Origin of the sequence: Nocardiopsis eucommiae (assembly GCF_965344335.1) — a bacterium.
Classification (GTDB): domain Bacteria; phylum Actinomycetota; class Actinomycetes; order Streptosporangiales; family Streptosporangiaceae; genus Nocardiopsis; species Nocardiopsis eucommiae.
The window spans coordinates 13,162-36,457 of sequence record NZ_CBDRIY010000035.1 but is presented as its reverse complement, the minus strand read 5'-3'; the positions used below and the strand labels follow the sequence as shown (position 1 = coordinate 36,457).

The 23,296-nt window shown below is 71.4% G+C and carries 23 protein-coding genes; 10 read left to right on the top strand and 13 right to left on the bottom strand.

What is annotated here, in order from left to right:
- Positions 1 to 87: 87 nt before the first annotated feature.
- The 7 genes from ACRWK8_RS20485 to ACRWK8_RS20455 all read right to left on the bottom strand — a co-directional run bounded on the left by ACRWK8_RS20485 (position 88) and on the right by ACRWK8_RS20455 (position 6,056).
- Entirely contained in the window at positions 88 to 858 is a 771-nt protein-coding gene (locus ACRWK8_RS20485; RefSeq protein ID WP_378742400.1) for a CDP-alcohol phosphatidyltransferase family protein, read from the bottom strand.
- Entirely contained in the window at positions 836 to 1,885 is a 1,050-nt protein-coding gene (locus ACRWK8_RS20480; RefSeq protein ID WP_378742398.1) for an iron-containing alcohol dehydrogenase family protein, read from the bottom strand. The genes ACRWK8_RS20485 and ACRWK8_RS20480 overlap by 23 nt, the downstream gene beginning before the upstream one ends.
- A 5-nt stretch (positions 1,886 to 1,890) precedes the next feature.
- Complete coding sequence (locus tag ACRWK8_RS20475) at positions 1,891 to 2,622, bottom strand: phosphocholine cytidylyltransferase family protein (protein ID WP_378742396.1); 732 nt, start codon at positions 2,620 to 2,622, stop codon at positions 1,891 to 1,893.
- A 33-nt stretch (positions 2,623 to 2,655) separates the two neighbouring features.
- A complete protein-coding gene (locus tag ACRWK8_RS20470) occupies positions 2,656 to 3,297 on the bottom strand; it encodes a DUF5941 domain-containing protein (protein ID WP_431872259.1) in 642 nt (213 codons plus the stop codon).
- Between the two features lie 77 nt (positions 3,298 to 3,374).
- The gene (locus ACRWK8_RS20465) at positions 3,375 to 4,112 is read right to left on the bottom strand and encodes a hypothetical protein (RefSeq protein ID WP_431872225.1); all 738 of its coding nucleotides are present in this window, start codon (positions 4,110 to 4,112) and stop codon (positions 3,375 to 3,377) included.
- Positions 4,113 to 4,284: 172 nt separating this feature from the next.
- On the bottom strand, positions 4,285 to 5,211 hold the full coding sequence (locus tag ACRWK8_RS20460; RefSeq protein WP_378742392.1) for an ABC transporter ATP-binding protein: 927 nt from the start codon (positions 5,209 to 5,211) through the stop codon (positions 4,285 to 4,287).
- Complete coding sequence (locus ACRWK8_RS20455; RefSeq protein ID WP_378742390.1) at positions 5,211 to 6,056, bottom strand: ABC transporter permease; 846 nt, start codon at positions 6,054 to 6,056, stop codon at positions 5,211 to 5,213. Before ACRWK8_RS20455 ends, ACRWK8_RS20460 begins: the two co-directional genes overlap by 1 nt.
- 492 nt (positions 6,057 to 6,548) lie before the next feature.
- On the opposite strand from ACRWK8_RS20455, the gene ACRWK8_RS20450 reads away from it, so the two are divergent.
- Both ACRWK8_RS20450 and ACRWK8_RS20445 read left to right on the top strand, forming a co-directional pair.
- On the top strand, positions 6,549 to 7,295 hold the full coding sequence (locus ACRWK8_RS20450; protein WP_352388067.1) for an IspD/TarI family cytidylyltransferase: 747 nt from the start codon (positions 6,549 to 6,551) through the stop codon (positions 7,293 to 7,295).
- A complete protein-coding gene (locus ACRWK8_RS20445; protein ID WP_431872222.1) occupies positions 7,292 to 8,098 on the top strand; it encodes a glycerophosphodiester phosphodiesterase in 807 nt (268 codons plus the stop codon). The genes ACRWK8_RS20450 and ACRWK8_RS20445 overlap by 4 nt, the downstream gene beginning before the upstream one ends.
- Before the next feature lie 8 nt (positions 8,099 to 8,106).
- Here ACRWK8_RS20445 and ACRWK8_RS20440 read toward each other — a convergent pair whose 3' ends face one another.
- Complete coding sequence (locus tag ACRWK8_RS20440; RefSeq protein WP_378742384.1) at positions 8,107 to 9,162, bottom strand: DUF4429 domain-containing protein; 1,056 nt, start codon at positions 9,160 to 9,162, stop codon at positions 8,107 to 8,109.
- Between the two features lie 166 nt (positions 9,163 to 9,328).
- Positions 9,329 to 10,348, bottom strand: a complete 1,020-nt coding sequence (locus tag ACRWK8_RS20435) for a glycosyltransferase family 2 protein (RefSeq protein ID WP_431872220.1) — start codon at positions 10,346 to 10,348, stop codon at positions 9,329 to 9,331.
- Between the two features lie 341 nt (positions 10,349 to 10,689).
- Between ACRWK8_RS20435 and ACRWK8_RS20430 the strand changes: the two genes are divergently transcribed.
- The 6 genes from ACRWK8_RS20430 (at position 10,690) to ACRWK8_RS20405 (ending at position 16,843) form a co-directional block, all read left to right on the top strand.
- Positions 10,690 to 12,201, top strand: a complete 1,512-nt coding sequence (locus ACRWK8_RS20430; protein ID WP_378742380.1) for an LCP family protein — start codon at positions 10,690 to 10,692, stop codon at positions 12,199 to 12,201.
- A 20-nt stretch (positions 12,202 to 12,221) separates the two neighbouring features.
- Entirely contained in the window at positions 12,222 to 12,941 is a 720-nt protein-coding gene (locus ACRWK8_RS20425; RefSeq protein WP_378742378.1) for a YIP1 family protein, read from the top strand.
- Between the two features lie 403 nt (positions 12,942 to 13,344).
- Positions 13,345 to 14,676: a UDP-glucose dehydrogenase family protein gene (locus ACRWK8_RS20420; protein ID WP_378742376.1), complete on the top strand. Its 1,332-nt coding sequence runs from the start codon at positions 13,345 to 13,347 to the stop codon at positions 14,674 to 14,676.
- 130 nt (positions 14,677 to 14,806) lie between these two features.
- On the top strand, positions 14,807 to 15,505 hold the full coding sequence (locus ACRWK8_RS20415; RefSeq protein WP_431872217.1) for a TNT domain-containing protein: 699 nt from the start codon (positions 14,807 to 14,809) through the stop codon (positions 15,503 to 15,505).
- Between the two features lie 141 nt (positions 15,506 to 15,646).
- A complete protein-coding gene (locus tag ACRWK8_RS20410; protein WP_378742372.1) occupies positions 15,647 to 16,072 on the top strand; it encodes an OsmC family protein in 426 nt (141 codons plus the stop codon).
- A gap of 204 nt (positions 16,073 to 16,276) precedes the next feature.
- The gene (locus ACRWK8_RS20405) at positions 16,277 to 16,843 is read left to right on the top strand and encodes a TetR/AcrR family transcriptional regulator (protein WP_431872215.1); all 567 of its coding nucleotides are present in this window, start codon (positions 16,277 to 16,279) and stop codon (positions 16,841 to 16,843) included.
- Positions 16,844 to 16,849: 6 nt separating this feature from the next.
- Here ACRWK8_RS20405 and purE read toward each other — a convergent pair whose 3' ends face one another.
- Positions 16,850 to 17,383 (bottom strand): 5-(carboxyamino)imidazole ribonucleotide mutase, encoded by a 534-nt coding sequence (gene purE / locus ACRWK8_RS20400; protein ID WP_378742368.1) that lies wholly within the window; start codon positions 17,381 to 17,383, stop codon positions 16,850 to 16,852.
- Positions 17,380 to 18,537: a 5-(carboxyamino)imidazole ribonucleotide synthase gene (locus ACRWK8_RS20395; RefSeq protein ID WP_431872213.1), complete on the bottom strand. Its 1,158-nt coding sequence runs from the start codon at positions 18,535 to 18,537 to the stop codon at positions 17,380 to 17,382. Before ACRWK8_RS20395 ends, purE begins: the two co-directional genes overlap by 4 nt.
- A gap of 198 nt (positions 18,538 to 18,735) precedes the next feature.
- Between ACRWK8_RS20395 and ACRWK8_RS20390 the strand changes: the two genes are divergently transcribed.
- The gene (locus tag ACRWK8_RS20390; protein ID WP_431872257.1) at positions 18,736 to 19,197 is read left to right on the top strand and encodes a GtrA family protein; all 462 of its coding nucleotides are present in this window, start codon (positions 18,736 to 18,738) and stop codon (positions 19,195 to 19,197) included.
- Here the strand turns inward: ACRWK8_RS20390 and ACRWK8_RS20385 are convergent.
- A complete protein-coding gene (locus tag ACRWK8_RS20385; protein ID WP_378742366.1) occupies positions 19,188 to 20,189 on the bottom strand; it encodes a CPBP family intramembrane glutamic endopeptidase in 1,002 nt (333 codons plus the stop codon). The two genes, ACRWK8_RS20390 and ACRWK8_RS20385, sit on opposite strands and share 10 nt — an antisense overlap.
- A gap of 406 nt (positions 20,190 to 20,595) precedes the next feature.
- Here ACRWK8_RS20385 and ACRWK8_RS20380 point away from each other — a divergent pair, with 406 nt between their 5' ends.
- Entirely contained in the window at positions 20,596 to 21,735 is a 1,140-nt protein-coding gene (locus tag ACRWK8_RS20380) for an Mrp/NBP35 family ATP-binding protein (protein WP_378742365.1), read from the top strand.
- Positions 21,736 to 21,834: 99 nt separating this feature from the next.
- On the opposite strand, the gene ACRWK8_RS20375 is transcribed toward ACRWK8_RS20380, so the two are convergent.
- Positions 21,835 to 22,884, bottom strand: coding sequence for a S1C family serine protease (locus tag ACRWK8_RS20375; RefSeq protein ID WP_378742364.1), 1,050 nt, complete (start codon positions 22,882 to 22,884; stop codon positions 21,835 to 21,837).
- Between the last annotated feature and the right edge of the window lie 412 nt (positions 22,885 to 23,296).

Below are 23,296 nucleotides of genomic sequence, written 5' to 3'. Positions count from 1 at the left end.
AACGAAAGAATAAAAGCGACGTGTACGGAGCCGCGGACGGGGTAGCGTCCACGGCTCCGCCAGTGACGTCGAACGTGGGTGCTCCCGCTACTCCAGGCGGCGGGAGGCGAGCACGCTCACGAAGTGCGCGAAACTCATCAGCACCGCGACGGCGGCACAGGCCACCACCAGCACGCGGGTCGCCAGCAGGTCCCCGAGGAGGAGGTCGGCCACGGCCGCCACCACCACGATCAGGGACAGCTCCACCGCCTGGATCAGGCGGTGGACCTTCAGCGCCGAGGCCAGGCGGCGAGCCAGGCTCAGCCCCGAGGACTTCGGCCGCATGGCCTCCTCGGTGATGTTCTCCGGCAGCCCGGCCTTGGCCCGGGCCACCACCACGTTGTCGGTCTCGGCCTTGATCAGGACGACCCCCAGCGCGGCGGTCATGCCCAGGATCACCCAGCCGCCCGACTCGAACTCGCCCTGCGCACGGATGCCCAGGCCGACGAGCAGGGCCACCTCGGACACGTAGTGCCCGATGCGGTCCAGGTAGATCCCGGCCACGCTGGTGCGGCCCGTGTACCGGGCCACCTCGCCGTCGGAGCAGTCCAGCAGGAGGTAGACCTGCACGAACACGGCGGCGAGGACCGCCGACCACAGACCGCCGAAGGCCACGATCACACCGGCGAGCACACCGAACACCATCATCAGGTACGTGATGGGGTTCGGTGGCACGCGCAGCCGCACGAAGAGGGTCGACAGGTACGGGGAGACGTCCCTCATGTAGAGACGGCCCGCCCAGTGCTCCTCGTTGACGCGCTCCTTGATCCCCGCGGGCTGGCCGCCCGCGCGGACCTCAGCGACCGACGGCTTCGACATAGTCCGCGACACTCCGCCCGATCTCGTCCTCGGAGAGGTTCAGGTGTTCAAGGATGGTGAACCGGCCCGGGCGGGTGCCCGGGGCGTGGGCCACCGCACGCGCGAACGAGGCCTCGTCGAGACCCACGTCGGAGGGCACGATCGGCAGTGAGTGGCGGAGCAGGCAGTCCCTGATCTCCTCCAGCCGCGCCTGCGGCCAGTCCAGGTGCCTCACCCGCAGGTAGGACGCGAACAGCGCGCCCAGACCGGCGAGCTCGCCGTGGTTGCTGGTACCCGGGTACAGCTGGGTGACGGCGTGCAGGATCTCGTGGCAGGCGCCGCTGGCCGGACGGCTGGAACCGGCGACGGACATGGCCATCCCGGACAGCACCAGGCCCTCGGCCAGGACCTTGAGGAACCCGTCGGAGTCGATGGAGTCGGGACGGTGCAGGACCGCCTCCGCCGCCACGCGCGCGAAGGTGACCGCCATGCCGTCGACCGGCTCGCCGTTCACCTTCCCGGCCAGTTCCCAGTCCTCGATGGCCGAGATGTTGCTGACCACATCACCGATGCCGGACCGGACCAGGTGCGAGGGGGCCGCCTGGACGTAGTCGACGTCGATCACCACGGCGATGGGCATGGTGACGCCGATGGACGGCTTGCCGCCCTCGTGCTCCAGGGAGCTGACGGGGGAGGCGATGCCGTCGTGGGCCAGGTTGGTGGCCACGGCCACCATCGGGATGCCCGCCATGGTCGCGGCGAACTTGGTGACGTCGATGGTCTTGCCGCCACCGATCCCGGCCACGGCCTCGTAGGCGCCGGAGCGCAGCTTCTTGCCCAGTTCGGTCGCGGCGTCGACGGTGCCTTCCTCGACCTGGAAGACCTCGCACTGCGGCAGGTCCAGGTCAGCGGCGATCTGCGCGCCCTGCCCCGGGCCCACGGCCACGGCGATGCGTCCCTCGGTCGCGATGCGGCGGTCGGCCAGCACGGTCCCGAGCGAGGCGATGGCTCCCCTGCGGACGTCGATCGCCAGCGGGGAGGGAAGCATTCGGGCTAGTAGTGGCACGCGATCTCCCTCGCCTTGGCCAGGTCGTCGTGGTTGTCGACCTCGACCCAGTCGACCTTGCCGATGGGGGCGACGGAGATCTTCTCGCCGCGCCGGACGAGCTCCTGGTAGCCGTCCTCGTAGTACAGCTGCGGGTCGCGCTCCCAGGTGGCCTTGAGGGCGTCGGCCAGACGCGGGGCCAGCGAACCCTCGATGAGGGTGGCGCCGATGTACTCACCGGCGGCGGTCGCGGGGTCCATGAGCTTGGTGATGGTGCTGAGGTGACCGTCCTCGTCGAGGGTCACCTTCATCTCCTCGTCGGCCAGGTTTTTCACGTTGTCCACCGCGAGGAGGAGTTCCGGTCCCCGGGCGGCCAGTAGCGTTTCCTCGACACTCACGGGGTGGACGGTGTCACCGTTCACAAGGAGGACGCCCTCGGAGAAGAACTCACGCGCGGTCCACAGGGAGTAGGCGTTGTTCCACTCCTCGGCCTTGTCGTTGTAGCTGAGGGTGAGCTTGACGCCGTGGCGCTTCTCCAGCGCCTCCTTGCGCTCCTCGACGGCCTCGGCACGGTAACCGACCACGACGACGACGTCGGTGAGCCCGGCGGCGGCCAGGTTGCGCAGCGAGATGTCCATGATGGTCGTCTCGCCGTCGACTGGAACCAGGGCCTTGGGCAGGGTGTCGGTGTAGGGACGCAGACGGCGCCCCGCGCCTGCGGCGAGAACCATTCCGAGCATGAGGGCGTGTTCCTCCTTAGTTCGAGGAGGCTCTCACGCCTCCCCGTTCGTTCCGGCGGCCGGTTGGCCCCCGTCTCCCTGGCGGGTGATCGGGTGATCCCCCAGGACGTCGGTGCCGTCGCCGCCTTCCGTCGCGGTGCCGACGCGGACGTCGGACACCGGTGTGGCGCTCCAGGTGCGCACGGCCTCGCGAACGAGCAAGATCGCCAGGTATGCGGCGAGTATGCCGTAGGCGGCGGCGAGGGCGGACAACGCGCCCCCGACCGCGATGACGAGCATGCGGCCGTCCCAGCCGAGCGCGGCGCGCCGTACCCGTTCCGACCGGCGCACACCGACCGCGGGACGAGCGACGTCGTCACGGTGGTGGCAGACGATCGTTACCAAGAGTACGAACACCAGGAGACCGGGCACACCGGACGCGAGCCCGACCACCGCCAGGTAGCTGTACTCGGTGACGCGCAGGAGCGGGGGTACGAGCCAGTCGTACCGCCCGTCGTGGGGGTGGCCCGAGGCCAGACCGGACAGTAGCAGGGCAGCGACCGGTGCGAACAGGGTAATGCCTGTCAGCCGTCCCCCGTCCGCCACGATCAGGACGAGCACGACGACGGCCCCGGCGACCGTGGTGAGCAGCGGTGGTGCGAGGCCCGGCGCCACCCTTCCGAGCAGAGCCCCCATGTGACTGTCATCACGGAGGAACCGGAGGTCGGGGACGGTCGGCAGGAACCTCTCGCGCGCGGGCGTCTCCCCCGCGCTCACGGACGGGGCTCCCGCGAGGAGGGGTCGACCAGTTCGCCGGTGATCGCGACGACGCAGCCGACCACGAGGCTGAGGAACGCGATCCGCGCGTCGAAGGCGACGGTGGCGACCGCGATGACGAGGAACCGGGTCGGCTGGCCGAAGACCATGATCCGCCGGGCCAGGTGGATCAGGGAGAGGCTCTCGGACGTCTCGGCGGGCTCCGCCCCGGCCACCGGCCGGACCCGGGTGACGGTCTCCGAGGAACCGTCCCGGGGCGGTGGCACCCTGGGACCGGGCAGCCGGAGGCCCTCAGGACGACGCTGTGAGGGCAGGGCGAGAGGATTCGGGTTCGAGGACGCGGGAGGCGCCGAGCGGGCCACCAGGAGCGCGTCACGCAGGGCCAGGGCGATCAGCGCGCCAGCAGCCCACCCCCAGGCGCTGGCGAACCCGGCGGCGGCCGCCCCGAACGCCAGGCCGACGTAGACGACGTACTCACGGAGCGGCGCCACCATGGACACCGTCCAGACGGTGAGGGCGTCCCGACGGTGGGCGCGCATCCGGGCGCGGACGGCGTCACAGCACAGGACCAGCCCGAGCAGGGCCGATCCGGCCGCCGCGCCGACGACGTCGGCCCGGCTGAACCAGACGGCCGCGGCGACCGCCGCCACGAGACTGATCCGGGTCACCCCCGAACGGGTGACGTGCCTGCGCTCCAACATGCGCGCGGTCACCCGCGTCACTGTGCCAGTCATGTCCGTGCCCTCCCAGTATCAACTGAGAGTCACCGTCACCCACGCTCTGTGTACAATCAACCACTGACACGCGTATGGCGCCCGTCGTCCCCTCTTCGGCCTTTACGGACAGTTCCGGACACGAAAGAGCGCACCTCCGGAACAGTCCGGGATGCGCTCTTTCAGGGGTGAGTCAGGCGGCCTGTCCGCCGTCCTTGCCCTCGTTGCCGTCCTTGGGCTCCTCCGGAGCGGGGTCCACGGCCTTCTCCTCGGCCTCGACCTTCTTCTCCGCCGCCTCGGCGCGCTTCTTCTTGGCGGCGTCCTTCTTCTTGCGCTCCTCGATCTCCGCCTTGGTGTCCTCGTTGTAGGCGGCCAGGGCGGAGTCGATGTCGGTGTCCAGGGCGAGCGCGCCGCCCTTGATGTACAGACCCCGGTTGCAGAAGCGGCGCAGGTCCTTCTCGTTGTGCGAGACCAGCACCATGGTGCGCTCGTTGGCGAGCATGCGGTCGATGGCCTCGTAGCACTTGCGCTTGAAGGCCTTGTCCCCGACCGCGAGGACCTCGTCCACCAGCATGATCGGGTGCTCCAGCTGGGAGATGAGCGCGAAGCCCAGGCGCACCTTCATGCCGCTGGAGTAGTGCCGAACCGGGGTGTCGATGAACTTCGGCTTGACCTCCGCGAAGTCGACGATGTCCTCGAAGCGCTCGTCGATCTCCTTCTCGCTCATGCCGTGCAGCGAGCCGACCAGGTACACGTTCTCGCGCCCGGTCAGGTTGTCGTTGAACCCGGCGCGCAGCTCCAGCAGCGGGGCCACCTTGCCGTGCACGCTCACCTTGCCCTCGTCGGGCAGGAGCACCCCGGCGATCATCTTGAGCAGGGTCGACTTGCCGGTGCCGTTCTTGCCGACGATGCCGACGCAGTCGCCCTTGCCGATCTCGAAGGAGACGTCGCGCAGCGGCCAGAACTCGTTGCCCTCGGCGTTGGGGTCGCGCTTGTTGCCGTGGATGAACATCTCACGGAGGCTCCGCTTGCGGCGGCGGTTCACGGCGAACTTCACACCGAGGCCCTGGGCCTCGATGACCGGACCGCTGGCGACCGCGGCCTCGTAGGTGGACGCCATCACAACTCCTTCAGAACGGACATCTCCAGGCGCCGGAACGTCCAGTACCCGATGACGAGCATCAGGAGGGAACCGACCACCGCAGAGGTCAACGCGAGAGGACTGGGCGTAAGTTCCTCGAATCCGGCGAACCACACCGTACGGTGCATCTGGAAGATACCCATCAGCGGGTTCAGCTCGTAGATCGTCTTCGCCCAACCCGGGGCGCCCGATTGCAGGACCATCGTGGCCGGGAACAGGATCGCCGACCCGTAGAACAGAATCCGGGTCAGGATACGCGTCAGTCGTTCCACGTCACGGAGCAACACGTTGACCGCGGACAGGAACAGGGTCACGCCCAGCCCGAACATGAAGGTCAGCACGATCGCGAGCGGCAGCCAGAAGAGCATGCCCTCCCAGCTGAACCGGCCGCCCAGCGCGAACACGAAGATCAGCAGCACCGGCCAGGTCAGCAGGTACTCGACGAACTTGGTGCCGACGGTGGCCATGGGGAAGATCTCACGCGGGACCTTCATGGTGGTGATCAGCTTCGAGTGCGTGATCATCGCGCGCGGGGCCTCGCTGAGGATCGCCCCGAAGGTGGTCCACGGGAGGATGCCCGCGACGAGGAAGAGGATGTAGCCGCCCTGCGCCTTGGCGTCCTCGGGTATCCCGCGGTCGGCCTGGAGCACGTAACCGAAGATGAAGAAGTACACCAACGTCAGTGCGAGGGGTTCCAACATCGTCCAGGCGTATCCCAGCACGGACTGCTGGTACTTGACCTTCAGGTCGCGCCGGACCAGGAGGCCGACGACCTTCCGGTTCTCCCAGACGGCCAGCGTCCTTGACGCCACCGCCACCTCCAAGGTTTGAGATCGTCCGGATCACGATGTGCCGGACGTCGCGTCTACGAACTCGCCTGCGCGCACCGACCGTCTGCCCGGTCGGTTCCTCACCGGACCGGAAGAGGGGGCATCCGGGCGACCGGGGGAAGTCGCGCACCGCGCCCGGCTCCGCTACCGGCTCAGAGGAGGTAGCGACCGGGCACGCCCAACAGGCGTCCATAGGTTACCGCTGCATGGGACAGACCGTGCCAACCACGTGCCGCGCCCGCCTCATTCGTATGGTTCGCGGACGGGCCGGCGGTCCCGTCGATCCGACGCGACCGCCGGTCACACCCCCACTCGGCCCGATCCCCCAGCAATCCCCATCACGCGCAAGGGGCCCAACAGACACCTCGCTCACCACCCCGCTGGGGCGGAACGAGCGCCGGGCGTGGACGAGGATGAGGAATCCCTCTGCGAAGGCGCCGAACACGGGCCGAAGCGAAGCGGAGGCCCGAGGAGAAAGGTTCAAGCATGCCCACACGCGTGATCGCGGCGGTCCTGGCCGGAGGGGTCGGCTCACGGATGGGTGCCCCTTCACCCAAGCAGTTGCTGCCGTTGGCGGGACGGCCGATCATCGAGCGTTCGATCGCGGCGTTCGAGGCCAGTCCCGAGGTGGACGAGATCGTCGTGCTGATGGTGGACGGGTTCGTGGACCGGGTCGAGGAGATCGTGGCCGACGCGGGTTTCACCAAGGTGTCCCGCGTCCTGCCGGGCGGGGCGACCCGGACCGACACCTCGGTCGCGGCGCTCGCGGCGATGGCGGGGGCGGCCGACTCCGACCTGGTCCTGCTGCACGACGCGGCGCGTCCGTTGGTGCGTCCGGAGACGATCGCGGCCTGTGTCGCGGCCCTCGGGTCGGCCGGGGCGGTCGGGGTGGCGGTGCCCAGCGCGGACACCGTGGTCGAGGTGGCGCCGGGGAGCGACGGCGGTGAGGTGATCGCCCGGACCCCCGACCGTTCACGGCTGCGCAGGATGCAGACGCCCCAGGGGTTCCGGCTGGGGGTGGCCCGCCGGGCCTACGAGCTGGCGACGGCCGATCCGGGGCTGGTGGCCACCGACGACTGCGGGGTGGTGCTGCGGTACCTGCCGGAGGAGGAGGTGCGGATCGTGCCGGGGGACGAGACCAACATCAAGGTGACCAACCCGGGTGACGTGGAGATCGCGGAGACACTGCTGCGCCGGGCTCGGGAGGACGCCGGTCAGGGGGCCGCGTCGTGAGCGGGGTGTTCGAGGCGACCGAGGTGATCGGCCATCGGGGCGCGGGCCGGGGTGTGGTCGGTGGTGCGCTGGAGAACACGCCCGCGTCGTTCGAGCTGGCGGCGCGTACCGGCGCGGACTGGATCGAGATCGACGTACGCCGCACGGCCGACGACCGGCTGGTGCTCTTCCACAACGCGGCGTTGGACGACGGCCGGGCGATCGTGGACCTGACGGAGGCGCAGTGCCGGGCGGAGGGTCTGGTCGGCCTGGAGGAGGGGCTGGCCGCGATCCCGCCCGAGCTGGGGTTGGACGTGGACGTGAAGACGGTCATGGAGGACGGGGTGGACGCCGCGTCGCGGCGGACGCTCTCCCTGGTCCTGCCGTTCCTGCGCCGCGAGGCCGGGCGCCGGAGGGTGTTCGTGTGCTCTTTCGACCCCGGGCTGTTGCTGGGGGTGCGCGAGGGTGCGCCGGGGGTGGCGACGGCGTGGATGCCGTACGTGCGCAACCCTGCGGACACCGCGATCCCGGGCGCGGTGGGGCTGGGCTGTCCGATCGTGGCGGTGGACGCCCGGGCCCTCGGTCTGGCGGACGACGGTCCGAGGCCGGGGCGCCGGGCTCTGGAGTACACCGTGGAGACGGCGCACCGGGCCGGGCTGGAGTTGATCTCCTGGTGCCCGGCCCCGGTGGACGCGGCGCGGTTCGCGGCGGCCGGGATGGACGCCGTGGTCGTGGACGACGTTCCGGGCGCGGTGGCCGCCCTCGCCCGCCCCGGGAGCGCCGGGGGTGCCGGGGGTGCCGGGGGTGCCGGGGGAACCGAGTAGGGGCTCGCTCAGATCCGGTCGAGGAGTTCGGCCTTCTTCTCGCTGAACTCCTCGTCGGTGAGCAGGCCCTTGGCGTGCAGGGCTCCGAGCCGTTCGATCTGCTCGAAGATCCACGTGGTGTCCGCGCCCGTCGCCCCTGCGGCGGCGGGTGCGGGGCCGGTTCCCACCGGAGCCACCGCACCGTCGTCCGGCCGGGGGTCCCCGCCTTCGGGCAGGTCCGCGTTGAGCCGGGGGGCGCGCACGGCCTCCATGGCGTTGCGGGCCGCGTCCTTCCACCACTCCGGGTCGGCCGGGCCGGGCCGGGCGTCGCCGTCGGCGACCTCGCCGGAGCCCAGTGCGAGCCGGTCCGCGCCGCGCGCCCAGCGGTGCGCGGTGACGGTGGCCGCGAGCAGGAAGACCTGGTGGATCTCGTTACCCTCCTCGCCCGCGCGCAGCAGGTTGAGGTCGTTCCTGGGCTTGGCCGAGGCCTCCTTGGCGCTCTGGTCCGTGACGAACCGCACGAAGCCCCAGCCCCAGTCGTCGAGGGGCGCCCACTCCACGCCCCGGATCTCCGCGAGGTCGTACTCGCGGCGCTGTTTCTTCTTCTTGTAACCGCTCGCGTAGCTGCCCGCCCAGACGAGGGTGAGGCGGTCGCCCTCCAGGCGCGCGGTGCCCTCGCAGGTCATGATGTGCAGTGGCAGGGCGGGGACCAGGCGGGTCGGGATCGCGGGGTGGGGGTCCTCCGCCTGGCTCGCGGCGAAGCGGAGCTGGTCGGCCAGGTACTCCGCGACCAGTTCGGTCTTGGCGGGGCCGGTGAGCCGGAAGGGCTGGGCCTTCTCGTCGAGCATCGCGCCGACGGCCTCGTAGGGGTCCATCCGCTCGTGCAGCCGCAGGTGCATCACCCAGCCGTTCTTGCGACCGGCTCCGGGACGGAAGTCGACCTCGCGGACGGCCGCGACGGGTACCTCCAGGGTGCCGAGGAGTCGGAGGAGCGGGCTTTTGAACCAGCCCTTCGTCTCGTAACGGATGGAGACCGACTCCCCGTCGAAGACCCAGGCCGCCTGGTCGCCACGCAACTCGTCCATCGACACCTTCTCCGGTTCTTCGCCGCCCCGCCGACCCGGGGCCGCCGCCTGAACCCTGCCTAGCAGAACGTCCGCCCCCGATCGAGGGCGGACGTCGTCCAGTTGTGGCCGATGCGGCCGCGGCGTGCCGGGCGCCACGCGAACGCGGCGGACGCGGCCGTACCCGTCAGGCGCCGCCGGAACCGCTCGCGGGCTCGCTGCTGGTGCGTGCGGTGCGGGAGTCGGCGCCGAGCCCGGGAGGGCTGGTGATGAAGCCGACGCCCCACGACATGTGCATGGTGGCGAGCGCGACCGGGATGAGCGGCCATGAGGACGCGGGCAGGCCGCGGGCGAGCGGCGCCGACGCGGCGGTGATCAGGGCGAGGTAGGCCGCGGGCACCAGCAGGAGCGGCCAGAGGAACACGCCGCCGACCAGTCCGAGCACGATCCCCGCCACGGCCACCGGCGGGGCCAGGTACCGCAGGTTGATGGTGCCCTTGTGCTGGCGGGCGACCACGCGCCGCCAGCGCCCGTAGTGGAAGTACTGCTTGGCGAGCAGTCGGACGTTGCGGCGCGGACGGTAGGAGACCCGCATCCGGGGCTGGAACCAGACGGTGCCGCCGGTGGTGCGGATGCGGTGGTTCATCTCCCAGTCCTGCGCCCGCAGGAACGCCTCGTCGTAGCCGCCGACCCGCTCCAGGGCCGAGCGACGGAAGACGCCGAGGTAGACGGTGTCGGCGGGGCCGCCCTCACCTCCGGTGTGGAAGCGGGCGTTGCCCACCCCCACCTTGGAGGTCATGGCGGCGGCCACGGCCCGCTCCCAGGGGGTGGTGCCCTCGGCGGCCATGATGCCGCCGACGTTGTCCGCCCCGGTCTCCTCCAGGGTCTCCACGGCCACCCGGAGGTAGTCCGAGGGCATCATCGCGTGCCCGTCGATCCGGGCGACGACGTCGTGCGTGGAGGCGCCGATGGCGGCGTTCAGCCCGGCGGGGGTCCTCCCCGTCGGGTTGTCCACCACCTTCACGCGCGGGTCGGCCGCGGCGAGGCCGTCGGCGACCTCGCGGGTGCGGTCCGAGGAGGGGCCCACACCCAGAACGACCTCCAGCTCGCCCGGGTACTCCTGGGCGAGGACGTGCTCCACCGCTGCGGCGAGGTGGCGCTCTTCGTTCAGTACGGGCATGACGACGGAGACAGGCGGCCAGGACACGGGCACTTCCCAAGGTCAAGACTGTCGGGACTGCGTGACACCGTGAGGGCTCCAGGGGCGCGGGGCCCCGGGCTCGCTCGACGGTGGCGCGGGCTCAACGGTACTGCACGCGGGCCGCCGGACGGCCGGGTCGCGGGGCGCGCGGGAGCGACGCGCGGGGAGGGAGTGTCGAGACGTTCGGGTCCCGGAGAACTCCTCCGCTGATCACGGCGTCTCACCCAAAGGGGAGAACAACACGCCGAGGGTTGACATCTCGCACCCTTCGGCCGATCGGGTGACAACCTAGATACCCAGGTACCGGATGCCTAGGACACCGTGGAACGGGTGGGACGGGGACGCCGATGAGCGACGAGGACGCCGGAAGGCAGAGGAAGCCGGGCGAGTTCCGACGGGAGCGCTCGCAGCCTCAGCCACCCGGTCGGCGGCGCTCGTCACGGTCCGGTCGGTTCACCGTCCCCGAGCCGCGTGTGCGCCGCCGTCGCAACGGCCTGGTCCTGATGAGCGTGCTCTCCGTGCTGGTCCTGCTCGCCTCGGGGACCTCGTGGGCGATCACGGGGTGGATGTCGGGGTCGCTGAACCGGTTCGACGTGTTCGGCGGGCTGGCCGACGGTGACCGGCCGGAGGAGACCGGCGGACTCACCTTCCTCGTCATCGGCTCCGACAGCCGCGACGAGATGAGCAAGGAGGACAAGAACGCGCTCAGCGTGGGGTCCACGCCCGGGCAGCGTTCGGACAGCATGATGCTGGTCCGGCTCAACCACGAGCGTGACCACCTGACCGTGGTGGGCCTCCCCCGCGACCTGTGGGTGGACATCCCCGGCGAGGGCGACGACAAGATCAACGCCGCCTACGCCTACGGTGGCCCGCAGCTCGCCGTCCAGACAGTGGAGTCCGTCACCGACGTGCGGATCGACCACTACGTCGAGGTGGACTTCACCGGGTTCGTGGAGGTCGTCGACGCCCTGGAGGGGATCGACGTCTGTCTGCCCGAGGCCATCAACGACCCCAAGGCACACCTGGACATGCAGGCCGGGACGCACCGGGTGGACGGCGCCGAGGCCCTGGCCTTCGCCCGCACCCGGGCCACCCCGCGCGGTGACCTGGACCGGATCGACCGGCAGCAGCAGGTGCTGTCGGCCATGCTAGACCGGGCCATGAGCACCGAGACGCTCTCCGATCCGCGCAAGCTGACCGCGTTCCTGGACAGCGCGCTGACGTCCGTGACGGTCGACGAGGGGCTGGACACCAGCACCATCAACGACCTCGCGTACCAGATGCGCGACGTCGACCTGGGAAACGTCACGTTCGCGCAGGTGCCCATCGCGGACATGGAGCACTGGACACCGCGAGGCGACGTGGCCCTGCTGTGGGACGAGCCCGCCGCGAGGGAGATGTTCGCGACCATCAACGCCGACCGCCCGTTGTCGGAGCCCGAGGAGGAGCCGGAGGCCGCCGAGGAGGACGCTGAACCGGCGCCGTCCGAGATCAGTCTGCGGGTGTTCAACGGCACGGCCACCCCGGGGCTGGGGTCGCAGTTGGACTCGCAGCTGGCCACGGCCGGGTTCGACGTGACGGACGTGGCCGAGAACTGGAGCAGCCGCGACGTCCCCACCACCGAGGTCAGGTTCGGGCCGGGCCAGGAGGAGGCGGCCGAGTTCCTGGCGTCCACCCTCCCGGGTTCGCGGACCGTGGAGGACCGGACCCTGGACGACGACCTCCAGGTCGTGATCGGATTCAACCACACGACGTTCGAGGCCCCCCGGGTCGAGGCGACCGAGGCGGCACCGCAGGAGGAGCCCTCCGCGAGCGCCGAACCGGGCACCACGACCGCGAAGGACAACATCTGCGGGTGACCCCGCCAAGGAAGGGAATCGTGCTCCGCCACCTGGTCGGTCTGCTCTCCGGAATAGCCCTCGCCCCCGTGCTGTGGGTGGGTGTCGCGTGGTCGGCCGACCTCCTCCCGAAGATCACCGAGGGTGACGTGAGCGTCGCGACGGTGTTCTCCGTGGTGGTGCTATGCCTGGTGGGGATCGTCGGCGCCGCTCTCGTGGCGTCCAGGTTCTCCCCGATGGCGGCGGGCGCCTCCGGGCTCCTGCTCGTGGCCCTGTGCCTGTGGCCGGTGGTCGCGCTCGACTCGGTGGGTCCGGCCCTGTACTGGCTCAACGAGGAGAGCTTCCTGTACCCGAGCGGCGCGGGGCTCGGCGTCGCGCTCCCCCTCGGCGTGCTGCTGCTGGTCTCCGCCACGACGCCGACCCGGTGGCGGGCGGCCGCCGACACCGGCCCGGCGGGCCTCCCGGCCGCCCGTGTGGTGGCCAGCCACAGCCGCGAGGACTTCCAGAGGGGCGGGCGGCCGCCCGAGCCGGAGTTCGACGGTGAGTCGGTCACGCTGGTCGACCCGAAGCGGATCTGGAACGACGGCGGCCCGGCGGGCGACACCGTTCCGGACGTGCCGCCGCCCTCCTCCCCCGTGCGGCGTCTCGACGATCCCAGCAGGACGACGACACCGTTCCGTCGCGGGGAGAGCGGCGCGGTGTGGACCCCGGTGGACGAGGATCCCGGTCACAGCGGGTCGTTCGGGGACGGGCGCTACTAGGGCGATTTTTCCGGATGCTCTCGCCGGTGGTGGCGGAGGCGCCACCGTTTCGAGCGGCCGTCTCCCCTGCTGTGCGCTGCCCCGAAGGCTCCGCGGTGTCGCACACTGAGGCCCGGCGATCCCTCGCGGGACGAGGAGTGAAGGTCAGCCCGCCACGCCGCGTGAATCCCGACACTCCTCCCCCGGTGCGTACCGCCCCCCACCCGCCGGTAACCTGACCGCCTGACTGTTCACGTGTTGTTCGGTCACGCGCCAGACCCCGACGCGTAGGGTGATGCACCGTCCCCCACGGACTACCCGTCGGCCGAACCATGTCCGTTTTCTGCCCTCATGCGGGATGTGAGCCGCCTCCAGCGGGCACACCAGCTGGTGAGGCGCGTGCGGAAGCAAGGAAGGAACACCAGTGGTCGAAGCGGAACGTATGCGGGTCTCCGTCATCGGAACCGGCTACCTGGGCGCCACCACGGCCGCCTGCCTGGCCGAGATGGGCTACGAGGTCATCGGCCTCGACGTCGACGAGGCCAAGATCAGCATGCTGCGCTCCGGCAGGGTCCCCTTCTTCGAGCCCGGACTCGACGAACTGCTGACCGCCAACCTGGAGACCGGTCGGCTGCGCTTCACCACGGACTTCGCGGAGACCGCCGAGTTCGCCGACGTGCACCTGATCTGCGTGGGCACTCCCCAGCGCGACGACTCCGGCGCCGCCGACCTGCGGTACGTCAACTCCGCCGTGGAGCGGCTCGCCCCGCACCTGACCCGGCCGACCGTGGTCGTGGGACGGTCCACCGTGCCGGTGGGCACCGCCGCCACCCTGGCCGCGCGCCTGGCCGCGCTCGCGCCGGTCGGCGCCGAGGCCGAACTCGGCTGGAGCCCGGAGTTCCTCCGTGAGGGCTTCGGCGTGGAGGACACCCTGCGGCCGAACCGGATCGTGATCGGCACGGACTCCTCCCGGGTGGAGAAGACCGTCCGAGCGCTCTGGCAGCAGCAGGTGGACGAGGGCGTCCCGTTCCTGGTCACCGATCTCCAGACCGCCGAGCTGGTCAAGGTGTCCGCCAACGCGTTCCTGGCCACCAAGATCTCCTTCATCAACGCGATGGCCGAGGTGTCCGAGGTAGCGGGCGCCGACGTCATCCAGCTGGCCGAGGCGCTGTCCTACGACGACCGCATCGGCGGCAAGTTCCTCGGGCCGGGCCTGGGCTTCGGCGGAGGGTGTCTGCCCAAGGACATCCGGGCGTTCATGGCCCGCGCCGACGAGCTCGGGGTGGAGCCCGCGCTGTCCTTCCTGCGCGAGGTGGACGCGATCAACCAGCGCCGCCGCGCGCGGACGATCGACATCGCCCGCCAGCTGATCGGCGGCAACTTCGCCGGGCGCACCGTGACGGTCCTGGGCGCGGCGTTCAAGCCGAACTCGGACGACATCCGCGACTCCCCGGCGCTGGACGTGGCCTCCACCATCGCCTCCCTGGGCGCACGGGTGACCGTGTACGACCCGGCCGCGCTGGAGCGTGCGCGCGAGGAGCACCCGGAGCTGAACTACGCGGACTCCATGCTGGAGGCCGCGCGCGGCGCCGACGTGGTCCTGCTGCTCACCGAGTGGGCGGAGTTCCGCGAGGCCAACCCGGAGGAACTGGCCACGGTGGTGGCGCAGAAGAGGATCGTGGACGGGCGCAACGCCCTGGACCCGACCTTCTGGCGCGCCTCGGGCTGGACCTACCGCGCGCTGGGCCGCCAGTAACCGACGTACCGAACGGCCGCTCCCGGGGGGAGCGGCCGTTCGTCGTGTACGCCACACCCGTGGTTGACTGCGTTCGGTAGTTTTCCCGTGACCCTTGGTGTCGACCGAGGGTCCAGCCGAACGGAGTCCCATGTCGAAGTTCCCCCTGGTGGTCGGTGCCGCCCTCGCCCTGGTGGTCGCCGCCGGTGCTCCCGCCTCCGCCGAGCCCTCGGGCTGCCCGGTCCTGACCCCGCCGCCCAGCGCGGAGGACCTGGACCGCTACCTGTGCGGCGACTCCCGGCTGGGCCCGTCCGAGCTGCCCGAGGACGGCCCGGTGGGAAGCCTGGTCGAGGGGTACGACCGGCTCGGCGGCCTGTCCCCCGTGGAGTTCCTGGACCGCTGGTGGACCGTCGACGGCAGCTGGGACTACCCGGAGCACGACGGTTTCGTGGTCGTCGACGGTCAGCCCCTGAAGGAGCTCCAGGAGTTGCCCTCGGGCTGGATGCTGGATCGCTTCGGTTCCCCGTGGGGCTCGTTCCTCGCTCCGGCGGGCGCCCCCTACGCCGAGCGCGCGCTGCCGCCGAACTCGCTGAACACCTGGCCGGACGGGCCCGAGCACAACTACAACTGCTACGAGGTCACCGAACCCGTCTCCGCCTGGGTCGGCCCGATCGCTCCGCACTTCGAGCAGCCCGGCGGCGGGGAGCAGCTGCTGGTCCCCGCCGAGGAGGTCCCCGAGGCCGAGGGTGAGGGCAACGTGCCGGTCAACGACCTCCTGGAGTGGGGCTACCTGGAGCAGCGCCCCACGGAGGAGTGCGTCGCCCCGGACGGCTACGGCCTGGGAGCCTGACGGCCCAGGGGCGTGTCCCCGCCCGCCGGGGACGGCGGACGCGTTCCCGCATCCGGATTGCGGGGCGTCGTGGCGCCACGAACGCCCTCGGGCTGCGAGGCTGACTGCGACCGTTCGACCAGTACACACGAGGAGCACGCCATGGCGACCACACGCAACGCGACCGCGCACTGGGAGGGAGCGCTCCTGGACGGGCAGGGGCAGGTCTCCCTGGACTCGTCCGGGGTCGGGACCTTCGACGTCACGTGGGCGTCCCGCGCCAACGCCCCGGAGGGCCGGACCAGCCCGGAGGAGCTGATCGGCGCCGCGCACGCCACCTGCTACTCGATGGCGTTCTCGCACGCCCTGGCCGGTGCGGGCACACCTCCCCGGAGTGTGGACACCCGGGCGGCCGTGACCTTCCAGCCCGGTGAGGGGATCACCGGTGTCCAGCTCAGCGTAGAGGCCGACATCCCCGGGATCTCCGAGGAGGACTTCCAGCGGATCGCCGAGGACGCCAAGGAGAACTGCCCGGTCAGCCAGGCGCTCAGGGGAACGACCATCACCCTCACGGCCACCCTGCGCTGAGGCCCCGCGCTCCCGGGGGCCGGGAGCGGGCACGAGGGCCCGGGGCGACGAAGGGGCGTCGCCGCGGGCCTCGGCCCGCCCGGCGTCCGGGGAGTCGAGGGCCCCGTCCGGTCGGCACTGGCGTCGTCCACGGCCGTGTCCGCCGCCGGCCCCGACCGGACGGGACAGCGGTATGTACGTACGTCAAAATGCTAGGCTGGCGGCATGAGCCAACGTGAGGACCTGCTGGTGGGCGCGAGGAAGTGCCTGGCGGAGAAGGGCTACGCCAAGACCACTGCCCGGGACATCGCCGCCGCCTCCGGCGCGCACCTGGCGTCCATCGGATACCACTTCGGGTCCAAGGACCGCCTCATGAACACCGCCGTGATCGAGGCGACCGGCGAGTGGGGCGACGTCTTCGCGGAGGCCGTAGCCCGGGCCCGCCCGGAGACCGCACGGGACCGGGCGCGGCTCCTGCTCACCACGCTGTTCGAGACCCTCCCCCAGCACCGCGACCTGATGGTCTCCAGCGTCCAGGTCTTCGGCCAGGCCCAGTTCGACGAGGACATGCGCGCGCACCTGGCCGACGGGATCGCGGAGGCCCGCCGGGAGTTCGGCGCCCTGATCCTGGGCGTCCCCGTGGCCGAGGTCGACCCGGGCACCGCCGCGGGCCTGGGGTCGATGGTCTACAACCTGGTCACCGGATACGTCCTCCAGTACCTGGTCGACCCCGACTCCCTGCCCACGGTGGACCAGGCGATGGACGGGCTGCGCGCGCTCCTGCCCGAGTGAGGCTCCCTACCGGCCGAACCCCATGGTCCGGCCGCCGTCGGCCACCTCGCGGCGCAGCCGCTCGCCCTTGGCGTGCGCCTGCTCCCTGAGCTCCTCCTGGAAGGCGGTCATGCGCTCGGCCAGCCGCTGGTCGTGCGCGGCGAGCTGGCGCACGGCCAGCAGACCGGCGTTGCGCGCGGCGCCCACCGCCACGGTGGCCACCGGCACCCCGGCGGGCATCTGCACGATGGACAGCAGCGAGTCCATGCCGTCGAGGTACTTGAGCGGCACCGGGACACCGATGACCGGGAGGGTGGTCACCGAGGCCAGCATCCCCGGCAGGTGGGCCGCGCCGCCCGCGCCGGCGATGATCGCCTTGAGCCCGCGCCCCGCCGCCTCCGAACCGTAGGAGATCATCTCGTGCGGCATGCGGTGCGCCGAGACCACGTCGGCCTCGAAGGGGACCCCGAACTCGGTGAGGGCCTCGGCCGCGTCACGCATCACGGGCCAGTCGGAGTCGGACCCCATCACGATGCCCACCAGGGGCTTGCTGTCGGTCACTTCTGGTCTCCTCGCAGGTAGGAAGCGGCGTCGCGGGCGCGTTCCAGCAGGTCCTGGTAGTCGTCGCCCATCACGGTGACGTGCCCGATCTTGCGGCCCGGACGCACGTCCTTGCCGTAGAAGTGCACCTTCACCTCGGGGTCCTTGGCCATCACGTGCAGGTAGCGGCGGTAGACCTCCGGGTCCTCGCCGCCGAGCAGGTTGGCCATGACGGTGTAGGGGGAGTTGGTGCGCGGTGAGCCCAGGGGCAGGTTCAGGACCGCGCGCAGGTGCTGCTCGAACTGGGACGTGCGAGCACCCTCGATGCTCCAGTGACCGGAGTTGTGCGGGCGCATGGCCAGCTCGTTGACGACCACGTCGTCGGCGGTCTCGAACAGCTCCACCGCGAGCACGCCCGTGACGTCCAGGGCGTGCGCGATCTCGATGGCCAGCTTCTGGGCGCGCAGGGCCCTCTCCTCCGCCAGGTCCGGCGCGGGGGCGATCACCTCGTGGCAGATCCCGCCGCGCTGGACGGTCTCCACGACGGGGTACACGGCGACCTGCCCGTGCGGCGAGCGGGCCACCTGGACGGCGAGCTCGCGGGAGAAGTCCACCTTCTCCTCCACGAGCAACGGGACGTCCTCGGCGGCGGCGCGGTCCACGACCTCGCGGGCCTCCTCCGGGCCGTCGGCGATCCACACGCCCTTGCCGTCGTAACCGCCGCGCGCGGCCTTGAGCACGACCGGCCACCCGGTGTCCCCGGCGAACCCGGTGACGTGTTCCAGGGTGGTCACCGCCCGCCAGCGCGGGGACGGTGCGCCCAGCTCGGCCATGCGGGTGCGCATGCGCAGCTTGTCCTGGGCGAAGCGGAGGGCGTCGCGACCGGGCCTCAGCAGCCCGCCCGCCTCCTCCACGGCCCGCAGGACGGGTTCGGGCACGTGCTCGTGGTCGAAGGTGACCACGTCGTTGGCCTTGGCGAAGGCCAGGACGTCGTCGAGGCCTCGGTCGTCGCCCAGGGTGACGTCGCCGCAGACCAGGGCCGCGCTGTCCCGGGGGTCGGCGGCCAGGACGGAGAAGTCCACGCCCAGCCCGATGCCCGCCTGGTGGGTCATCCGGGAGAGTTGGCCTCCGCCCACCATTCCCACGCGGGGGACGATGCGGTTACGCTCGCTCACAGTTCCTCAACTCAATGCTCGTCAACCGCGGATGCGGGGCGGCCCCGCGCACGGCGGAACCTGGCCGTTCGGCTCGGAACCCGCGGCCGGGGTGTCTCTCGAAGGCCCCGGATAGAGTCTAGGGTGTGCGGGTGCACCACCCCCAGGGCCCACTCCCCCGCCGCCGTGACCCCCACCAGGACCCGGAGGGCGCAGGCCATGCGCGAGTTCCTCTCCCGCCGCCCCAGGCTGGCCCGGCTGGCCTCCGAGGTCGGCAAGTTCGGCTCCGTCGGCGCGATCGCGTACGTGGTGCAGCTGACCGCGACCAACCTGCTGTGGGCGGGCGGCATGGGGTCGATGGCGGGGCAGGTGGTGGGCACCTCGTGCGCCATCACGGTGGCCTTCGTGGGCAACCGGTTCTGGACCTTCAACGACCGGGCCAGCACCGGCCTGGGGCGGGAGACCTTCCTGTTCCTGGTGATGAACGGCGTGGGGATGCTCATCCAGGTGGGCTGCCAGGCCTTCTCGCTGTACGTGCTCGGCCTGGAGGGCGCCCTGGCGCAGAACGTCTCCGGGAACGTGGTGGGGGTGGGGCTGGGGACGCTGTTCCGCTTCTTCGCCTACCGCACCTGGGTGTTCCCGCCGGACCCCGTGCCGGACGCCGCGCGCTCTCAGACCTGAGAGGTGGCGCTGCGGCGTCGCACCCCGTGGCGGCGCGCCATGGCGCCGACCAGGAGAAGGTAGAGCCCGACCTGGACCACGGCCAGGGCCAGGGTCATCGGGGTGTTGGTTCCCAGGGGCAGGCCTCCGCCGAGCACGACCCCGGTGCCCACCTCGTCCAGGCGGCCCTCCACGGCGCACACGCCGAACTGGACGAGGCTGTTCACCACGTGCAGGCCGATCGCGGCCTCCAGGCCGCCGGTGCGCCAGGTCACCCAGGCCATGCCCAGACCGAGGACGGCCAGCGCCGCCGTGTTCCACGCGTCGCCCGGGTGGGTGGCCGCGTACAGGGCCGCGAAGAGCGTGCCGCCCGCCAGGATGGCGGGCCACGGGGAGCGCAGCACCCGGGAGAAGGCGGAGTCTCCGTCGGGTGACCCCAGCGAGCCGACGAGCTGCATGACCATCCCGCGCAGCGTCATCTCCTCGGCCACGGACTGGAGCGGGACCAGCAGCACGATCACGAGCATCGCCGCCGCGAGGACCTCGACGCTTCCGTAGTCGACGGTGATCGGCAGGTCGGCCGGGCCCTCCCCGGTGAACGCCAGGAGCAGCGCGGTGGCCGCGGTGACGGGGACGGCCGCCGTGAACACGCAGCGGGCCAGCCAGCGCCAGCGCAGGTGTCCGGTGACGGAGAGCAGGGAACCGGGTCTGCGCCACTGCACCACGCGGGCCACGAAGAGGGTGACCGGTGCCAGCAGGGCTATCGCGGACAGACCGAACGCCAGCCCGGCGATCTCCCCCACCCGGACGGAGTCCGGTGCCAGACCGCTGCCGCCGAGGATCGCGACGATGGTCATCACGACCACCACGCCGACCCACAGGAAGAACAGCAGGACCGCGAAGACCAGGAGGGCGAGGGGCGGGACCCACCAACGGAACCTCGGAGTCCGGGCCAGCCTGTGATAGGACTCACCCTCGGGGATCTCCGCACACGCGAACAGGTTCTGCCGCACCGGTCGCGGTGGTGGCCAGGCCCACACCGACGGGTCCGGAGTCAGCGCGGGGTGCCCGCCGGGCGGGGTCTGGCGCGCGCCTCCGGGAGGCCAGGCCCAGGTCTGCTCCTGGGTGGAGCCACCAGAAGTCTGCCCCTCCGGCCCCTCAGGCGCGGCGGGCCAGGACGAACCAGGCGGTGGCGGCACATTTCCCATCGTGCGCTGAGACTACTATCCGGGCATGTATCGCCTGCGTTAAGGCCACGCCGTTATCGCCTGGTCACGGTGCGGGGCGGGAGCCGCGAAGGCCCCCGGACGACGGAATAGCGGCACGCCCCTCCCCTGTTGGAACTGGTGGTCCTGCGGGCGGTCACACGAGCGCCACCACAGGCCAACCACCCCGTCCCGCTGACCTACGATTGAGTACATGTCCTCCACACCAACCACCGAGCAGGTCCACGAAGCCCTGACGACGGTGCAAGACCCGGAGATCCACCGACCCATCACCGACCTCGGCATGGTCAAGAGCGTCGAGATCGGTGACGACGGCGCGGTGCACGTCGGCATCTACCTCACGGTGGCCGGGTGCCCGATGAAGGGCCGCATCGAGAAGGACGTGACGGGAGCGGTGACCAAGGTCGCCGGCGTCACGAAGGTCACGGTCGAGCTCGACGTCATGAACGAGGAGCAGCGCAAGGAGCTCCAGACCAAGCTCCGCGGCGGCCAGGCGGAGAAGGAGATCCCCTTCGCCAAGCCGAACTCCCTCACCAAGGTCTACGCGGTCGCCTCGGGCAAGGGCGGTGTCGGCAAGTCGTCCGTCACCGTGAACCTCGCCGCCGCGCTCGCGGCCCAGGGTCACAAGGTGGGCGTCGTCGACGCCGACATCTACGGCCACTCGGTGCCGCGCATGCTCGGTGCGTCGGACTTCCCGACCAAGGTCGAGGACATGATCCTCCCGCCGACCGCGCACGACATCAAGGTCATCTCGGTGGGCATGTTCACCGAGGGCAACACCCCGGTGGTGTGGCGCGGCCCGATGCTGCACCGCGCCCTCCAGCAGTTCCTCTCCGACGTCTTCTGGGGTGACCTGGACGTCCTGCTGATGGACCTGCCCCCGGGCACCGGTGACATCGCGATCTCCGTCGCCCAGCTCCTCCCGGCCGCCGAGCTGATCGTGGTCACCACGCCGCAGCAGGCCGCCGCCGAGGTCGCCGAACGCGCGGGCGCGATCACCGCCCAGACGCACCAGCGGATCGCCGGTGTCATCGAGAACATGTCCTACTACCAGCCGGAGGACGGCGGAGAGCCGGTCCACCTCTTCGGCCAGGGCGGTGGCCAGACGGTCGCCGACGCGCTGACCAAGACCCTCGGTGCCGAGATCCCGCTCATGGGGCAGGTCCCGCTGGACACCCGTCTGCGTGAGGGCGGCGACGAGGGCCAGCCGCTGGTCCTGACCCACCCCGAGACCGAGGCCAGCAAGGTGATCGTCTCGATCGCGGAGAAGCTCGTCGGCAAGCCGCGCGGGCTGGCCGGGATGCAGCTCGGTATCTCCCCCGCCGGTCGCTGACGACCGACCCCTCCAGGGGCGCCTGGAGGACACGCGCACGGCCCCCGGATCCCTGCGGATCCGGGGGCCGTCGTCTCTCCCGGGGCCGGGCGGCGCCGGTCAGTCCCCGGAGCCGAGGGTGACGGTGACGGACTCCCGTTCGCCGTCGCGCTCGTACTCCAGCTCGACCTCCTCGCCGGGGGTCCGGTCGCGCACCATGGCCTGGAGCTCGCCGTGGGAGTTGACCCGGCGTCCGTCGAAGGTGACGATCACGTCGCCCGGCTCCAGCCCCGCCTCGTCGGCGGCGCCCCCGCTCTCGACGGCCCCGGAGTCGTCGGCGATCACCGCGCCGATGACCGAACTCTCCTGGTCGAAGGTGACCCCGAGGTCGGCGTAGGTGGTCTCACCGTGGTCGATCATCCGGGTGACGACCTCCTCCGCCTCCGTGGAGGGGATGGCGAAGCCCAGTCCGATGCTGCCGCCCTGCGCCTCTCCCATGAACCCGCCGCCCATGGTGATGATCATCGAGTTGACGCCGATGACCCGGCCCTGGATGTCCACGAGCGGGCCGCCCGAGTTGCCCGGGTTGATCGCGGCGTCCGTCTGGAGGGCGAAGAACTGGCTCTCGCCCTCGTCGGAGCTGACCGGCCGGTCCTTGGCGCTGATGATGCCCTGGGTGACCGTCCCGTCCAGGCCCAGCGGGGCGCCGATCGCGATGACCTCGTCGCCCACGACGGCCTCGTCGGAGTCGCCGAACTCCAGCGGCTCGACCTCGTTGGGCTCCTCCAGCTGGAGGACGGCCAGGTCCGAGCTGGGGTCCGAGCCCACGACGGTGGCCGGGCTGAACCTGCCATCGCTGTACTCGATGACGATCCCGTCCTCCTCCAACGGGGCGGAGACGTGGTCGTTGGTGACGACGTAGTCGTCGGCGATGACGAAGCCGGAGCCGGACGCCCCGACGCGTCCGCCCGCGCTGCGCAGGGAGACCACGCTGGGGCTGACCCGCTGCGCCACGCCCGCGATGGTGTCGGCGGCGCGCTCGGGCGCCTCGGGCGGGGGTTCGTTGATCTTCGGGCCCTGCTGGGAGTCGGGGGCCGCCTGCTGACCGGAGCCGAGCAGACCTCCCGCGAGACCGCCCGCGCCGCCCGCGATGAGGGCGACGACCAGCATCCCGCTCAGCGCGGCCCAGGCCGGAACCCCTCGTCTACGTCGCCCCGCCGTGGGGTCGGGGGCGGGCTGGCCGTACCTCGTGGGGGGTCCGGGGGGCGCGGCGAAGTGACCGTGGCTCGGTAGCTGCCCGGTCAGCTGGCCCTGGTGTGAGGCGGGTGGGTGCTGGCCCTGCGGCTGCGGGGTCTGGTGGGGGGTAGGCGCCTGCGCACCGGGATGCCCCTGAGACTCGTGGTACGCCTGCGATCCCGGGGAGTGCTGCGACCCCTGAGACTGCTGGGGGCTGGACGCCTGTGCGCCGGACCGGTGCGAGGGGTGGTCGGGGCGGGGAGGCTGACCTCCCTGCGGGGGCGGTGGGGCGCCCCATGGACCGGCGGACCCGCGCGAGGGGTCGGCGGGCACCTGCCCGGGGGCG

Bases quoted from the DNA above. Each gene is read 5' to 3' on its own strand.
- ACRWK8_RS20390 (WP_431872257.1), top strand. From the start codon at position 18,736: ATGCGCGAGTTCCTCTCCCGCCGCCCCAGGCTGGCCCGGCTGGCCTCC.
- ACRWK8_RS20450 (WP_352388067.1), top strand. From the start codon at position 6,549: ATGCCCACACGCGTGATCGCGGCGGTCCTGGCCGGAGGGGTCGGCTCA.
- ACRWK8_RS20440 (WP_378742384.1), bottom strand. From the start codon at position 9,162: ATGGACGAGTTGCGTGGCGACCAGGCGGCCTGGGTCTTCGACGGGGAG.
- ACRWK8_RS20375 (WP_378742364.1), bottom strand. From the start codon at position 22,884: ATGCTGGTCGTCGCCCTCATCGCGGGCGGCGCGGGCGGTCTCGCGGGA.
- ACRWK8_RS20485 (WP_378742400.1), bottom strand. From the start codon at position 858: ATGTCGAAGCCGTCGGTCGCTGAGGTCCGCGCGGGCGGCCAGCCCGCG.
- ACRWK8_RS20460 (WP_378742392.1), bottom strand. From the start codon at position 5,211: ATGGCGTCCACCTACGAGGCCGCGGTCGCCAGCGGTCCGGTCATCGAG.
- ACRWK8_RS20475 (WP_378742396.1), bottom strand. From the start codon at position 2,622: ATGCTCGGAATGGTTCTCGCCGCAGGCGCGGGGCGCCGTCTGCGTCCC.
- ACRWK8_RS20430 (WP_378742380.1), top strand. From the start codon at position 10,690: ATGAGCGACGAGGACGCCGGAAGGCAGAGGAAGCCGGGCGAGTTCCGA.
- ACRWK8_RS20410 (WP_378742372.1), top strand. From the start codon at position 15,647: ATGGCGACCACACGCAACGCGACCGCGCACTGGGAGGGAGCGCTCCTG.
- ACRWK8_RS20415 (WP_431872217.1), top strand. From the start codon at position 14,807: ATGTCGAAGTTCCCCCTGGTGGTCGGTGCCGCCCTCGCCCTGGTGGTC.
- ACRWK8_RS20380 (WP_378742365.1), top strand. From the start codon at position 20,596: ATGTCCTCCACACCAACCACCGAGCAGGTCCACGAAGCCCTGACGACG.
- ACRWK8_RS20470 (WP_431872259.1), bottom strand. From the start codon at position 3,297: ATGGGGGCTCTGCTCGGAAGGGTGGCGCCGGGCCTCGCACCACCGCTG.
- ACRWK8_RS20405 (WP_431872215.1), top strand. From the start codon at position 16,277: ATGAGCCAACGTGAGGACCTGCTGGTGGGCGCGAGGAAGTGCCTGGCG.
- ACRWK8_RS20480 (WP_378742398.1), bottom strand. From the start codon at position 1,885: ATGCTTCCCTCCCCGCTGGCGATCGACGTCCGCAGGGGAGCCATCGCC.
- ACRWK8_RS20465 (WP_431872225.1), bottom strand. From the start codon at position 4,112: ATGACTGGCACAGTGACGCGGGTGACCGCGCGCATGTTGGAGCGCAGG.